16 protein-coding genes and 1 pseudogene are annotated in these 15,103 nt (G+C 35.6%); 9 read left to right on the forward strand and 8 right to left on the reverse strand.

Features of this window, described 5'->3' with window-relative positions:
* Positions 1–64: 64 nt before the first annotated feature.
* On the forward strand, positions 65–376 hold the full coding sequence (locus A9G03_RS07900) for an AraC family transcriptional regulator (protein ID WP_143425833.1): 312 nt from the start codon (positions 65–67) through the stop codon (positions 374–376).
* Positions 324–545 carry a GyrI-like domain-containing protein gene (locus A9G03_RS12450; protein WP_143425834.1) on the forward strand — a complete coding sequence of 74 codons (222 nt, stop codon included), beginning with the start codon at positions 324–326 and terminating at the stop codon, positions 543–545. The genes A9G03_RS07900 and A9G03_RS12450 overlap by 53 nt, the downstream gene beginning before the upstream one ends.
* Before the next feature lie 32 nt (positions 546–577).
* Here the strand turns inward: A9G03_RS12450 and A9G03_RS07905 are convergent, their stop codons facing one another.
* From A9G03_RS07905 to A9G03_RS07935, 7 genes are all read right to left on the reverse strand, one after another.
* Entirely contained in the window at positions 578–1,399 is an 822-nt protein-coding gene (locus A9G03_RS07905) for a transporter substrate-binding domain-containing protein (protein WP_065798874.1), read from the reverse strand.
* Positions 1,400–1,444: 45 nt separating this feature from the next.
* Positions 1,445–1,870: a GNAT family N-acetyltransferase gene (locus tag A9G03_RS07910; RefSeq protein ID WP_065634746.1), complete on the reverse strand. Its 426-nt coding sequence runs from the start codon at positions 1,868–1,870 to the stop codon at positions 1,445–1,447.
* A gap of 18 nt (positions 1,871–1,888) precedes the next feature.
* Entirely contained in the window at positions 1,889–2,647 is a 759-nt protein-coding gene (locus A9G03_RS07915; protein WP_065798875.1) for an amino acid ABC transporter ATP-binding protein, read from the reverse strand.
* Positions 2,644–3,384 (reverse strand): amino acid ABC transporter permease, encoded by a 741-nt coding sequence (locus tag A9G03_RS07920; protein WP_065798876.1) that lies wholly within the window; start codon positions 3,382–3,384, stop codon positions 2,644–2,646. The genes A9G03_RS07915 and A9G03_RS07920 overlap by 4 nt, the downstream gene beginning before the upstream one ends.
* A 21-nt stretch (positions 3,385–3,405) precedes the next feature.
* Positions 3,406–4,377 carry a glutathione S-transferase family protein gene (locus A9G03_RS07925; RefSeq protein ID WP_065798877.1) on the reverse strand — a complete coding sequence of 324 codons (972 nt, stop codon included), beginning with the start codon at positions 4,375–4,377 and terminating at the stop codon, positions 3,406–3,408.
* Positions 4,378–4,545: 168 nt separating this feature from the next.
* Positions 4,546–5,247 (reverse strand): response regulator, encoded by a 702-nt coding sequence (locus A9G03_RS07930; protein ID WP_065634742.1) that lies wholly within the window; start codon positions 5,245–5,247, stop codon positions 4,546–4,548.
* Positions 5,248–5,257: 10 nt separating this feature from the next.
* The gene (locus A9G03_RS07935; RefSeq protein ID WP_065798992.1) at positions 5,258–6,850 is read right to left on the reverse strand and encodes an ATP-binding protein; all 1,593 of its coding nucleotides are present in this window, start codon (positions 6,848–6,850) and stop codon (positions 5,258–5,260) included.
* A 282-nt stretch (positions 6,851–7,132) separates the two neighbouring features.
* On the opposite strand from A9G03_RS07935, the pseudogene A9G03_RS07940 reads away from it, so the two are divergent.
* The 7 genes and pseudogenes from A9G03_RS07940 to citX form a co-directional block, all read left to right on the forward strand.
* Positions 7,133–8,422: pseudogene (locus tag A9G03_RS07940) on the forward strand (2-hydroxycarboxylate transporter family protein); the annotation flags it as partial.
* A 95-nt stretch (positions 8,423–8,517) separates the two neighbouring features.
* Positions 8,518–9,363 carry a fumarylacetoacetate hydrolase family protein gene (locus tag A9G03_RS07945; RefSeq protein ID WP_065634741.1) on the forward strand — a complete coding sequence of 282 codons (846 nt, stop codon included), beginning with the start codon at positions 8,518–8,520 and terminating at the stop codon, positions 9,361–9,363.
* Between the two features lie 4 nt (positions 9,364–9,367).
* Positions 9,368–10,402: a [citrate (pro-3S)-lyase] ligase gene (gene citC, locus A9G03_RS07950; protein ID WP_065798878.1), complete on the forward strand. Its 1,035-nt coding sequence runs from the start codon at positions 9,368–9,370 to the stop codon at positions 10,400–10,402.
* Positions 10,403–10,423: 21 nt separating this feature from the next.
* Entirely contained in the window at positions 10,424–10,714 is a 291-nt protein-coding gene (gene citD / locus A9G03_RS07955; protein ID WP_065798879.1) for a citrate lyase acyl carrier protein, read from the forward strand.
* Entirely contained in the window at positions 10,711–11,598 is an 888-nt protein-coding gene (gene citE, locus A9G03_RS07960) for a citrate (pro-3S)-lyase subunit beta (RefSeq protein WP_065634738.1), read from the forward strand. Before citD ends, citE begins: the two co-directional genes overlap by 4 nt.
* A gap of 12 nt (positions 11,599–11,610) precedes the next feature.
* Complete coding sequence (citF, locus tag A9G03_RS07965; protein ID WP_065634737.1) at positions 11,611–13,140, forward strand: citrate lyase subunit alpha; 1,530 nt, start codon at positions 11,611–11,613, stop codon at positions 13,138–13,140.
* A gap of 47 nt (positions 13,141–13,187) precedes the next feature.
* Positions 13,188–13,742 carry a citrate lyase holo-[acyl-carrier protein] synthase gene (gene citX / locus A9G03_RS07970; RefSeq protein ID WP_065634736.1) on the forward strand — a complete coding sequence of 185 codons (555 nt, stop codon included), beginning with the start codon at positions 13,188–13,190 and terminating at the stop codon, positions 13,740–13,742.
* Between the two features lie 84 nt (positions 13,743–13,826).
* Here citX and metB read toward each other — a convergent pair whose 3' ends face one another.
* A complete protein-coding gene (gene metB / locus A9G03_RS07975; protein ID WP_065634735.1) occupies positions 13,827–14,993 on the reverse strand; it encodes a cystathionine gamma-synthase in 1,167 nt (388 codons plus the stop codon).
* Positions 14,994–15,103 lie beyond the last annotated feature (110 nt).

Genomic DNA, 15,103 nt, shown 5'->3' on the forward strand with positions numbered 1-15,103 from the left:
TAACAATCAATGCTAGTAACAATAAAGAATTTCAGTATGATTATAAGTAGTAAACGAAGATGACGTGACTAAGGTTATTATGGATGTTGAAATTGTGCGATTTCCCACAACAAATTTAGCGGTTATCGAACATCATGGTTCACCACTGTTAGAACATCAAACTGTCAATAAACTCATTAAATGGCGACAAGAGAACAACTTATTCGATAACGAAAAATACCGATGTTATGGTATCCATTACACCAATCCCGCTATCACACATTTAGAACAGCATCACGTCGATTTTGCTATTTCAATAGACAAGCCTATTGCTAAAAATCCCTATGGTATTGTCAGTAAAACCATTCCCGCGCCTCCGTTGTGCCAAAGTACGTGATATTGGTTCGCCAGACAATAACCAAGCTATCATCTATCTACTTGAGCAGTGGTTACCACAAAGTAAAGCGAAAATAGGCAGTTATCCACCGATTTTTCATTACATAAATGTAGGATTAACTGTTCCAGCATCAGAGATGATAACCGATGTTTACTTACCATTAGCATGACAAATAAACTCGGTTATTTAAGAGAACAAAGCTTATTTAGGTGAGTAATCAGCACCAAAATAGTGTTGGCTTATTGTCGTTAGTTTGCCATTATTGATAATTTTTTGTATACCTTGGTTAATATCTTGAGTTAATCGCTCACCACTTGCGCCTTTACTAATTAACAAATAACTAAATGGAGAACCAATACGATCACCATCTTCTTTACTTAATTCTATCGTTTTGAGATTGAGTTTATGCTCATTGATATATTGCGATAGCATCACGTTATCTATTAATTGAAAGTCGTATTGACCACTCTCAACATGTTGCAACACAGGTAGTAAATCGGCTTCACTATAAACAATTTTAACAGGATTATTGGGATTTTGTTCATTGTAGGTTTCTAATGCAGTCGCATAATTAAGTCCTGGTGTTACTTCAGTTGATTTTCCTTGAAGATCAGAAAAGCGATTAATGTTATTGTTACTTTTAGCCACAGCAATAACATACTGATTTCTAAAAATTGGATCGGAATAGAAATATTTTTCTTTGCGCTTTTCATTCATAGCATAATTATTGGCACCAACTTGATAACGCTGAGAGTCAAGTCCAGCTAGAACAGATGAGAATTCTGTCACTTCAAAACTAATTTCATATTGAGGTAACTCGCTAAATATGGCTTTCACCACATCAATATCATAACCCACCAATTCCCCTTTTTCATCGACTGTCGTAAAAGGGCTTGGTGATCCTGAAGTCCCAATAATAATTTTTTGTTTTGTAGTGGATTGTGAATCTTTATTTTGGTTATCACAACCAGACAAAAACAACGCGGCTAATATGACAAATCCATACCATTTTTTATAATTCATACCGTAATTCTCCTTTCATTTTAAATGAGCATTATTGAGTTAAACTTAAATAAAACCCATATTTTTCATTTCAATTCGATGATCGGCTTGATATCGAGCCATACCTGTTTTCATTAAATCAAACCCTAAGTTTTTATAAAATTCTACTGTTTGTGGATGAGTATAAAGAATGATATTGCAATGCTGTACCTGCTCAACTAGTTTTTCAACAATTAAGCGACCATATTGTTGCCCGTGCAAGTGTTTAGCTAATGCAATGTTATAAATCGCCGCCTGACAAATACCATCGGATAATGTACGACCAACGCCTACAACGCGATCTTGTTCCAGTAGAAAAATTACACCATAACTGTTTTTAAACACTTGCTCTTGCGTTGTTGCATCGAATGAACTAAGTCCATAAAAAGCCAATAAATCGGCGACATCTTGCCAATTAATATTTTCACAATGTTGTTGAATCTTTATACTCATTGATACCTCTTAAACTGATTAGATTTCATAATCCATTTGCATTGCACTGTAATATCTCGCTAAAAAAGATTTGGTTCGTGGTTGGGTCGGATTAGTAAATACCTGCTTAGGTGAACCATCCTCAATAATTTGTCCTTTATCTAAAAACAGCACTCGACTAGCCACTTCATGCACAAAGCTCATTTCGTGCGAGACAAGGATCATCGTAATCCCTGATTGTGCCGCTAATTTGATGGTCGATAATACTTCGCCGACTAACTCAGGATCGAGCGCTGAAGTGGGTTCATCAAGCAGTAACACTTTAGGGTCCATCGCTAATGCTCTGGCAATCGCTACTCGCTGTTGTTGTCCACCAGATAGCTGTTTTGGATAGTGGTACATTCGTCCCTCAAGCCCGACTTGAACAAGCTTTTCATGCGCAATTTTACGTGCTTTATCCTTTGGCAATTTTTTTACAATAATCAAACCCTCCATCACATTTTCTAAGGCATTTTTTTGATGAAAAAGATTAAATTGTTGAAATACCATAGCTGACTTTTGGCGAAACTGAACAATATCGCGTTGTTTAATGCGGCTAACATCCAAGCCAAAATTATCAATTTGGATGTTACCTTGCTGGGGTTTTTCAAGTAAATTTAAACAGCGTAATAAGGTGGATTTACCTGCACCCGATGCACCGATAATGGCAACGACTTCATGCGGTTTTATGGCAAAATTAAGATGATCTAAAATAAGATTATCCTGAAAAGATAACGTTAAGTCCTGTACCTTAATCATAATAATTTTCCTCGGCGATAACTGGGCGTATTCACACTGTCAGAAATCGTTAACCGGTTTTCCATATACTTAATGATTAATTCAATAATAATGGTTAAAGCCCAATAAATAAGCGCTAAAGAAATATAAACCTCAAAATAACGATAACTGTGTCCTGCTAAGGTTTTACCGCGACCTGTCATTTCAGTGACTGAACAGACAAAGGCTAACGAGGTTCCTTTAAGCAAGCCGATAAAAGCATTACCAAGATTTGGTAATGCCACAATAAACGCTTCAGGAATAACAATTCGTCGTAACAATTGGCTATAACTCATCCCTAACGATTGTGCCGCCTCAATCTGACCTTTACTGACCGATTGTAACGCGGCTCGTATAGTCTCGGAATTATAAGCAGCTTCATTAAAAGAAAAGGCAACGAGTACAAATAGCATTGGAGGTACACTATTAATATTAAAATCAGTATGATAAAAATAGTTGATATAACGCAGAACAATTGGGATCCCATAAAAGCTTAAATAAAGCTGAACAAGTAAAGGCGTTCCTCGAATGAATGAAACAAAAACCGATGCTAGTGGCGAAAGAACAGGAATTTTATTCATTTTAACAATGGCAATCACTAACCCAAACATTACGCCAAGCAGCATTGAAAAAAAGGTAATAAATAACGTGACTGGCAAATAAGCCAGTAACGTAGGTATTTGAGTAAATATCAATCCGAAATCTAATATATTTGGCATGCGTATTATCCCAATAATCAATTATTGATGAGTACGAAATTGTTTATCTCTGTTATGAGGAGTATGCCAATGACTTACATCTGGTCCTAAGGGCAAAATATTATAAGGATTATGGGCATTATTACCTAAAAAGTACCCTTTTTTAATTGATTCAAAATCGGTTGTTTCACCAAAAGCGGGGATTTGATAAAGATCTCGGGCATAAGCCCATAAATTAGGAAAATCAATAATTCGATTACGATTTGTGTTAAAAGCAGCATAATAAGCCACATCAAAACGCGCTAATGTGACGTATAAGCGAATATCCGAATCGGTAATGTGATCGCCAAAAAGATATCGAGACTTACTTAGCCGTTTTTCTAGTTCATCTAACCGATTAAAAACAAGATGATAAGCGTGTTCATAAGCTTTTTGTGAGCGAGCAAATCCAGCTTTATAAACACCATTATTTACTTCATGAAAAATCACATCATTTAATTCATCAATTTCAGTACGTAAATGTTCAGGATAGAGATCGGGTGCACCCGCTTTATGGAAAGGTTTGAATGCGGTTTCCCAATAGTTGGTTAATTTAAAATAGTCGTTGTTGACAACTTTGCCGGTTTTTACATCGACAACGGTCGGAACAGTGGCTCTTCCATTATATTCAGGATCGGTTATAGCGTATATTTCTGGCAAATAACGGATGCCTAACACTGGGTCAACACCATTAGGATCGAGTGAAAATTCCCAACCATGCTCAGTACGAATTGGCGCAACTTTACCAACACTGATCACATTTTCCAAACCTAATAATTTGATAACAATCATCTGCCGATGTGCCCAAGGGCAAATCGCTGCCCAAATTAAACGATAACGACCAGCCTCAACCGGTAACATGCCCGGTTTATTTCCAAATGGGGTATCAAAACGATTTGTTTGACGAACAAAAGCACCGTCTTGGTTAATTTCATTATTTTCGGTAGTAACAACTTTTCCTATCGCAATGGCCATATGCTTACTCCTATTTTTTGATGCGTTAATTTCAAACAATCCAACCCTTGGATAAAATCAATCTAACATCAAAAAATTAATGGATAAAATAACAAATAAGCATATTTATATAATTATCAATTATATAGAAGATGGTGTCTGAGCAAATAATTAACCTAACAACAATAACTATTTACCTAGACGTTTGTACAATCTTTCAGGGCGGCCTATCTTTCCATGATTAAGTTCGACAGTTAATACTTTAGTTTGAACACAATACTCTAAATAGCGTCTAGCTGTAGTTTTACTGATTTTTGCTTTTTCAACAATTTCATCAACGGTTTGAGGGGTATCAGTATGCATAAAAAGATCTTTAACCTTTTGCAAGGTAATTTCCTCTATCCCTTTTGAATGACGATTAATATCAACAAAATCTTTGGTTTGTAGGTTGAACAGTTCATCAATTCTTCGCTGATTGACATGTTTTTGTAAGCTTTGACGATATAAGAACAGTTCGAAACGTGCTAAAGAGTGTTTTAAACGTTGGTAAGACACCGGTTTAATTAAATAATCGAATGCTCCATATCTAATGGCTTTACTACAGGTATCCATATCGCTAGCTGCGGTAATAAAAATAACATAGCAATTTAGGTTGTTATTAATAATATATTCAAATAATTCAATACCTTTACCATCAGGCAGATAGTTATCTAATAAAATTAAAGTGGGTTTTAATTTTTCTACCATCTTTTTTGCTTCCTCTAAATTGGAAGCAATACCAACGACTTTTACTTTTGTATCTCGCTGAATAAAATCAGCATTTAATTCTGCCAAAATAGGCTCATCTTCAACAATGAGAACTTTAATAGCATCTTCTTTATTTTCTTGCATACTTTAACCTCTATTTTTTTGGTATAAAAACGGAAAAAATTGTTCCGTAAGGCTGATTATCTCCAAATGTAATATAACCATTTGCCTTTTTTATGTAGGTTGACACAAGGTGTAAACCAATACCATGTTCTTTACTATCTTGTGAAGTAACGCCCGGTTCAAAGATAGAGTCTCGAAGCTCTTCTTCTACCCCACAACCTTGATCGCTTACTTCAATGACAATTTCGTCTGTAGCATCACTTATATATAAATAAATGGATTTATCACCATTATCGTTTTTTAAACACGCATTAAATGCATTATCAAGTAGATTACCCAATATAGACATAAATTCAGTTTCAGATATTGAAGTAGGTAATGCATTTAATTGACACGCCGGGTCAAATATTAAGTTCAAACCAATTTCATGTGATTTTGAATATTTACCAATTAATAATCCACAAATAGCGGCTATTTTAAAATGCTGGGTAATGAAATCTAAATTATTTTGATTATCAGCTGAATGTAAAGCGATAAATGACTGTGCCTCATCATAACGCTTCATATAAATTAAACCAGATAACGTTGCCATCCAGTTTAGATGTTCATGCCTAATTGCCCTTAAATTATCAACATACTGGGTAACTTGGGTTAATTGCATACTCAATACATTAATATCATTGAAGTTGCGAAAAGTGATTACCCAACCTTGAATTTTATCATCAACAATAATTCTAATCCTATTAGCAATCACGCTCGTTTCGTTAAAATAACAAATATAATCATGGATATCTTGATTTTGATTATCGCTACCATAAATAAAATCATTAGATTGAATAAAATCACGTAGATTGCGATTAAGCAAATCATCATCATGATTATTAAAGTTTAACATACTTCTCGCCGATTGATTGATATTGATTATTTTGTAGTTAAGATCAATTGCGATAATGCCTTCAAAAATTGACTCCATAATCGATTTTTGACTTTTAACCAGTAATGCAATTTCGTTTGGTTCTAAATTGAACATCTGCTTTTTAATGGATTTAGAAAAGCAAAATGAAAAAATAAACAATGCCAAAAATAGGAGTGAACAAAAAATGATAATAGGGATAAATTGATTAACATGTAAGACATGAATGTCATCAATCATATAACCAACCGAAACAATACCAATAACTTTACCCTTATCAATAATTGGTGCTTTTCCGCGCAGGGCTAAACCGAGTGAGCCTTGGCTTATAGTAACACTACTATTACCACTTAACACTTCGTGATTATCGCCACCAACCATAGGGGAATTTAATGCACTATTTGCGGTATGATATAAACGATAGGCCTGAGCATCGCCTATTACAATATAGCTTGCGTCGCTTTGCTCATAAATATCCGAAATTAATTGTGCTATTTTATCGGTATCTCTTTCTTCAACATACTTGATTAAACTCGGTATAACAGCCAGTTCCTTGGCTTGTATTTGTGCTTTTTCGCCTAAACTTCGATACAGCGAAGTTTCTGTCAAATTCCATATATAGCTTTGTAGTAAAGCTAAAATAATTAATGAAAAAATTAAAAGAGAGAAAAATAATTTTGTTGTAAATGATAGATGAATACGTTTTCGCATTTTTATACTTAATTGTCTATTTAATATCGCTAATGGTGAGTTTAACACATGATTAAAAAACATAGAGCCTTTAAAACCATAAAAACCACTGTCAATTTATGATTTATATCACAAAAATAGTATTAATATTTTGTCACTATATGCGCCATTCAAACAAAGCAAAAATATTTTGGAGATAAAAAAAATATGGTGGATTTCAATTCAGTTGAAAAAAAGCAGAATGAAACGGTTAAAGATAACATACAAAGCGAATGTAACACGCAAAAGTTTTGGCCATACGGATGGTGGAAACTTATGGATAATTATAAAATTGGTGTGATTCCTTTACCGCTATTTATTATAGCTGGTATCTTAATTTTCGCTGAAGTTTTAGTAACAGGCAAACTACCAAGTGAAATCGTAGTGATGGTCGTTACTTGTGCCTTTTTTGGTTTTTTATGTGGCGAAATTGGTAAACGTTTGCCAATCGTTGGTAAAATGGGTGCAGCTGCAATTTGTGCAACCTTTATTCCGTCTGCTTTAGTCTATTATGGCATTCTACCTAAACCGGTTGTTGAAGCGACAACGAAGTTCTATAAAGATACTCACATTCTTTATTTATACATTTGTTGTATCATCGTTGGTAGTATCATGAACATGGATAAGAAAACCCTTATTCAAGGTTTCTTAAAAATCTTTGGCCCAATGGTTTGCGGTGAGATTGTCGGAATGCTTGTCGGTGTAGGTGTAGGTTATCTACTTGGTTTAACACCGTTTGAAACATTCTTCTTCTTAGTATTACCTATCATGGCGGGTGGCGTTGGTGAAGGTGCAATTCCACTTTCAATTGGCTATGCTGCAATTTTAGGTATGGAACAAGGTGAAGCACTTGGCCGAGTATTACCAATTGTTATGTTAGGTGGTTTAACAGGTATTATTTGTGGTGGTGTTCTTAACCGTATTGGTAAAGCGTATCCACATTTAACCGGTAATGGTCGTTTATTACCAGCGGATGAAAACGATATTGCTGGCAGTAAAACAACTAAAGCTGATTCAGTTATTGATGTAACAACTTTTGCTTCAGGTGTATTATTAGCCGCTATTCTTTACATGGTTGGTATGATTGGCCATAAAGTAACAGGTATCCCTGCACCAGTAGGTATGTTATTTGCTGCAGTTCTTGTAAAATTAGTATCAGGTGTTTCACCAAAAGTTTTAAGTGGTTCACAAGTGGTTTACAAGTTCTTCCAAACCTCTGTTACCTACCCAATCTTATTTGCTGTAGGTGTCGCAATCACACCTTGGGATAAAATTGTATCAGCCTTTACGTTAGTAAACTTGACAGTTATTGTGTGTACTGTTGTTAGTTTAGTTACCACTGGATTCTTTGTAGCTAAAAAATTAGGTATGTATCCGGTTGATGCAGCAGTAATCTCATGTTGTCAAAGTGGTCAAGGTGGAACAGGTGACGTTGCTATCTTAACTGCCGCTGAACGTATGGAATTAATGCCATTTGCTCAAATTGCTACCCGTATCGGTGGTGCGATCAATGTATCAGTATCATTACTCATTCTCGGCAATTTCTTAGTATAGTTTTAACATATTTAAGAGCAACCTTGGTTTATACTAAGGTTGTTCATTTTTATTTTGTATTTACAATCAACATAAACAGCTTTTAAGGAGTTTTCATGAAGCTTGTCAGTTATCTTGTCTCTGATCGAGCAAGTTTTGGTCTTCTCACTGAAAATGGCATTATTGATTTAAGAAAAAAATTAGACGATAAATACGTCGACTTAAAATCATTACTTGCAGACAAAGAAGGATTATCTATTGCCAAAACCTTTCTTGACGCACCATGTGACATTGATGAACAAGACATTACTTATTTACCAGTCATTCCTAATCCTAACAAAATTTTATGTGTAGGAATGAATTATGCAGAAAAACGAGCAGAATTTAATGAAACCAGTTCTGCGCCGACATTATTTGTTCGTTTTCCTGATTCACAAACTGGTCATAAAACCAATATTATTAAACCTGCTATTACAAATGAGTTAGATTACGAAGGTGAATTAGCCATTGTTATTGGTAAATTTGGTTTTAGAATTAAGCAAGAAGATGCTTTATCACACGTAGCAGGTTACAGTTGTTACATGGATGGCTCTATTCGTGATTGGCAATATACTTGGTTTACAGCAGGTAAAAATTGGCCAAGTACTGGCGCATTTGGTCCAAACTTAACAACCACTGATGAAATCCCAGATCCGACTGTATTATCACTGACCACATATCTAAATGGTCAACAAATGCAGCATGACTCAATTTCTAATTTGGTCCATACTGTACCTGAATTAATTGCATATATCAGTACCTTTACACATTTATCACCAGGCGATGTTATCCTAACAGGATCACCGGGTGGAGTGGGTAAAAAACGTCATCCACCTGTATTTATGCAAGATGGTGATAAAATAGAAGTAGAAATTACTAAAATCGGACGTCTAATTAACACTGTTGTTGCAGAAAAAAGGTAACATTATGTATGATTTAGCTGATTATGAAGTTATTGATATTTCGAAGTCGGAACAAGATTATCAAGCGATAAAACAGTTACTCGCGTTATCAGATCTTGACTTAGACTCTCAAGTGACCATTTTTACAGTAGCAAAAATTAACAGTAAAATTATTGCTTGTGCAGGTATGGACCGTGACATCATCAAATGTGTTGCTATTGATCCAGAATATCGAGGTAATCAGCTTAATTTAACCTTAATGGATCACACTATAAAATATGCCAACGAACAGGGCTATTTTCATCTATTTTTATATACAAAACCTGAAAATATTGATTTTTTTAAAGGATGCGGTTTCTATCCTATTGTTGAAATAACAAATCTTGTTGTACTGATGGAAAACACCCCTGTTGGTATTCAACAGTACTGTAAACAACTCAGTAGCCTACAAAAAGAAGGTAAAAAGATTGGTAGCATTGTGATGAATGCGAACCCTTTTACCAAAGGTCACCAGTATCTTGTCGAATATGCGGCAAATCAATGTGACTGGTTGCATGTTTTTGTTGTCAATGAAAATGCCTCATTATTTTCATTTGAAACTCGAATAAAGTTAGTACAAGAAGGAACTAAGCAGTTCAAGAATGTGACAGTCCATGCAAGTTCACCTTATATTATTTCAAGAGCAACATTCCCTACTTATTTTTTAAAAGATAAAGCAAAGATAAATTACGCTTATATGGGAATCGACCTACTTATTTTTCGAAATTATATCGCCCCAGCGCTAAATATCAGCTACCGCTTCGTCGGAACTGAACCGAATGATGAGGTAACTAAAGCCTATAATGAAGCTATGCGCTATTGGCTTATGGACAATACGGTTAGCCATTCATCGCCAATTACTGTTGTTGAAATTGAGCGAAAAACCGAAGGCGATACGATTATATCAGCATCATTAGTTAGAAAATTATTAGCATCGGGGCAATATGAACAAATAAAACAGTTAGTTCCAACAACAACTTGGGACTATCTTTCAGCTAATTTGGATAAATTTAAAATTTAATACATTTTAAAAGGTAAAAAAATGAAAATACAAAAAGAAGCCATGGCTGGGACTCTCGAATCGAGTGATTTGTTAGTCAAAGTTATGCCAAATACAGGGATAGAAATTGTTATTAATAGCGATGTTAATAAACAATTCGGCGATCAAATTCGTGCTGTTGTCGATCAAACATTACGTGATCTGAATGTAACCGATGGCATGATAATTATCGATGATAAAGGTGCGCTAGATTGCGCGATTAAAGCAAGAATTCAATGTGCAGTATTACGCGGCGCTGACGAAGAAAACTTAGATTGGAGTAAATTACTATGAAAAGATTACGTCGAAGTATGTTATTTCTTCCGGGCGCAAATGCAGCAATGTTATCAACTTCTTTCGTATATAAACCAGATTCAATCATGTTTGACCTTGAAGATGCGGTTTCAATTAAAGAAAAAGATTCGGCTCGCTTATTAGTTGCACAAACATTATTACTACCTGTTTATAAAGAACATGGTATCGAAACGGTTGTAAGAATTAATGCGTTAGATACGCCATTTGGTTTAAAAGATCTTGAAGCTGTGGTACGTGCCGGTGTTGAAGTGGTTCGTTTACCAATGACAAACTCAGCAGACGATATTCATGAACTTGAAGCACACGTTGAACGAATTGAAAAAGAGTGTGGTCGTGAAGTTGGTAGTACTAAGTTAATGGCAGCAATCGAATCTGCACAAGGTGTGGTTAATGCTGTTTCTATTGCTAAATCTTCTCCTCGTTTAATCGGTATTGCGCTAGCTGCATTTGACTATTTGGTTGACATGCAAACTGAGCGTGGTGATGGTACCGAACTGTTTTATGCTCGCTGTGCAGTTTTACATGCAGCACGTGTGGCAAAAATTGATGCCTTTGATGTGGTTTATTCCAATGTTAATGACGATGAAGGTTTCTTAAAAGAAGTTAGCCTAATTAAAAAACTAGGTTATAACGGTAAATCACTGATTAATCCAAGACAAATCGAATTACTACATAATGCATATGCGCCAACAGCTGCTGATGTTGAAAATGCTAAAAAAGTGGTTGAAGCAGCAGAAGAAGGAGAAAGAAAAGGCCTAGGCGTTATTTCTCTAAATGGCAAAATGATTGATGCACCGATTATTGAACGCGCTAGAAAAGTTATTGAGTTAGCAAAATATTCCGGTGTACGTAAAGAACTTTGATAGGATGACAAAATGACTACTTCTATAAACAAAAAAATTGATGATTTGCTTAAACAGCATCCCGATCTCAAGAATATTACGCCATTTATTGACGCAAATACGACCACTCCCTATTTAAAAGATGAGTCTAAATACACACGAAAATTATGTGATTCTATTGAACAAGCAATACACAAATGTGAATTACGTGACGGCATGACCATCTCTTTCCATCACGCATTTCGTGAAGGTGATAAGGTTATTAACAAAGTTGTCGAGACAATTAGTAAGTTAGGTATCAAAAACTTAACATTAGCTTCAAGCTCATTGTTAAGCTGTAACTCAGCACTAATTCCACATATTGAGTCAGGCGTGATCACCAAAATTTATACGTCTGGTTTACGAGGTAAATTGGCTGATGCAATTTCACATGGTTTAATGGAAAATCCTGTCCATATCCATTCACATGGTGGACGAGTAAAACTTATCCAAAGTGGTGAAATTAATATTGATATCGCATTTTTAGCTGTTTCAACTGCTGATGAGCAAGGTAATGCTAATGGTGTATCAGGTAAATCACAATGTGGTGCGCTAGGTTATGCCATGGTTGATGCCCAATTTGCTAAAAAAGTGGTATTACTTACTGAAGATATCGTTGGTTATCCTAACCATCCTGCATCTATTCGCCAAGATCAAGTTGACTATATTGTGAAAGTTGATGAGGTTGGTGACCCAACTAAAATTAGCGTAGGGGCTGCGCGTATTACCAGCAATCCACGTGAGCTTATGATTGCACGTTACGCAGCTGATGTAATTGAGTATTCAGGTTATTTTAAAGATGGATTTTCTATCCAAACCGGTTCTGGTGCTTCTTCAACCGCGGCAACGCGATTTTTAGAAAATCGTATGCGCGCTAAAAATATCACTGCATCATTTGCATTAGGTGGTATCACAGCAAGTATTGTTGATTTGCATGAAAAAGGATTAGTAAAACGTTTATTAGATACACAAAGCTTTGATGGCGCAGCCGGTCAATCTTTAGGTAGAAATAAAGATCATATTGAAGTATCAACAAATGTCTATGCTAACCCTGCATCTAAAGGTGCAAGTGTTGATGAATTAGATATTGTTATCCTAAGTGCACTAGAAATTGACCTTGATTATAACGTTAATGTTTTAACCGGTTCTGATGGCGTTATGCGTGGCGCGTCAGGTGGTCACTGTGATACAGCAGCCGGTGCAAACTTAACCATTATTGTTGCACCATTGATCCGTAGCCGTATTCCTACAGTCATTAAAAAAGTCACCACGATTGTAACGCCAGGTGAAAGTGTTGATGTACTTGTGACCGATCATGGTATTGCGGTTAATCCTGCTCGTCCTGAAATAGCAGAACGTTTAAAAGCAGCAAATTTACCAGTGATGAGCATTGAAGAGCTATATCAACGTGCTGTTTCATTAACGGGTGAACCAAAACCAATTGAATTTGAAGATAAAATTGTGGGTATTGTTCACTTCCGTGATGGTTCAGTCATTGATGTTGTTCGTCAAGTTAAAGATTAATTTATCACTTGATAGCATGGCATTTAACTGTGCCATGCTTTTTTATTATGAATAATATATTATTGAAATTCGATGACGGCACACCAGTTTGCCTTGAACAGATGTTGTTGGCTAAAGAACAGCGAGTCGAGCATCAACGTAACGCAATTAAGTGTTACCCTTTTCCACTTATTTCGCTTAGTTTAGTCATTCCAGGCCCAATAAAAAATAGTACTGGTGCTAACGTATTGTTTAAAGAGGCGATAACTGCTATTCACCACTTATTAGCAAAAAATACGCTTCAAATTATGCATGAAGAGCAATTCTGTGAGTTAACAGGCTATGAAGCAATAATTTCAGTCAAATGCCCAAGTGATCAATTAAAACAGCTTTGTATCGAAATTGAAAACAATCATCCATTAGGTCGATTATGGGATATCGATGTTATTGATGCGAAAACTGAGCAAAGTGTTTCACGTACGCAATTAGGATATCAATCCAGACAATGTTTGGTATGTCAAGATATGGCTAAGGTATGTGGTCGAAGCAGAAAACATACTGTTGATGACATGCTTGCAGCTATCGAAAAAATGACGAATGACTATTTTAATTTAGCGACTTAAGTCACCAAACTTAGCGCTATTAATCGCAATGGGAATAATGAAAATAATAATTTGTCATCATCCCCATATCATCTAAAAAATAGTTTAAATAACCGATAATGCTTGCTGTAAATCAGCTAATAAATCATCTACTTCTTCTAACCCTACTGAAATACGCAATAACTGGTCTGAAATACCAGCAGTTTTACGCGCTTCTGCACTTATTCCAGAATGCGTCATCGTTGCAGGATGGCAAATTAAACTTTCTACACCGCCTAATGATTGCGCTAAAGTAAAAATATTAAGAGCTTTTAAGAATTTTGGCATAACATCTGCTTGACCTGCAAGTTCAAAACTTAGCAATGAACCGAAGCCTTTTTGTTGTTTTTTAGCTATTTCATGTCCAAGATTTGAAGGTAATGATGGATGATAAACTTTTGCTACTTTAGGATGATTAACTAAGAATTCCACTACTTTTTGCGCATTATCTTGTTGTAATTTCACTCGAGCAGCTAAAGTACGTAAACCACGCAATAACAGGTAACTATCAAATGATGAAGTCAAGGTACCAATATTGTTTGCCCACCATAACACATCTGTTGCAAGTTGTTGATCTTTAAACACCAAAATTCCTGCCAATAAATCAGAATGACCATTTAAAAATTTAGTGCAAGAATGGGTGACAATGTCGGCACCAAGTTCTAAAGGTTTTTGTAAGATAGGCGTCATAAAAGTATTATCAACCAAAACAATAGCGCCGGCTTCATGCGCTTGACGAGTAATGTCTTGAATATCCACCACGCGTAATAATGGGTTACTCGGAGATTCGATTAAAACTAATTTAGGCCCTAAACTCAATGCTTGTTTTAATGCGATAGGATCGGATTGATCGACAAATTTAGCTTTAAAATAACCTCGCTCACTTAAACTATTAAAAAGGCGATAACTCCCACCATAACAATCGTGAGGTGCCACAACTAAATCATTGGGCGTTAATAATGCAACACTAACCAAATGAATAGCTGACATACCACAATTAGTCAAAATTGCATCAGCCCCACCTTCTAACTTAGCAACAGTTTGTTCTACTAATCGCCGACTTGGATTAGATTTGCGCGCGTAATCAAATTGTCTTGGTGTAGCGAACTCTTGATAGCGGTAACAAGTTGAAGGGGTAATCACAGGGACAACACTTCCATATTGATCATCAGTATTTAATCCACCACGAACAGCAATTGTTCCTTGGCTTAAATTTTTTGATTGGCTAGCCATAATATCATCCTAAAACGTTTATTTATTATTAGATACCTTTTGTATAAGAATAGCACAATAAATAAAGCCGTCAACATGTCTAGACGTCTAACTGTCTCGATGTGTAGATT

Source organism: Gilliamella sp. wkB171 (assembly GCF_001693755.1).
GTDB classification, from domain to species: Bacteria; Pseudomonadota; Gammaproteobacteria; order Enterobacterales; family Orbaceae; genus Gilliamella; species Gilliamella apicola_F.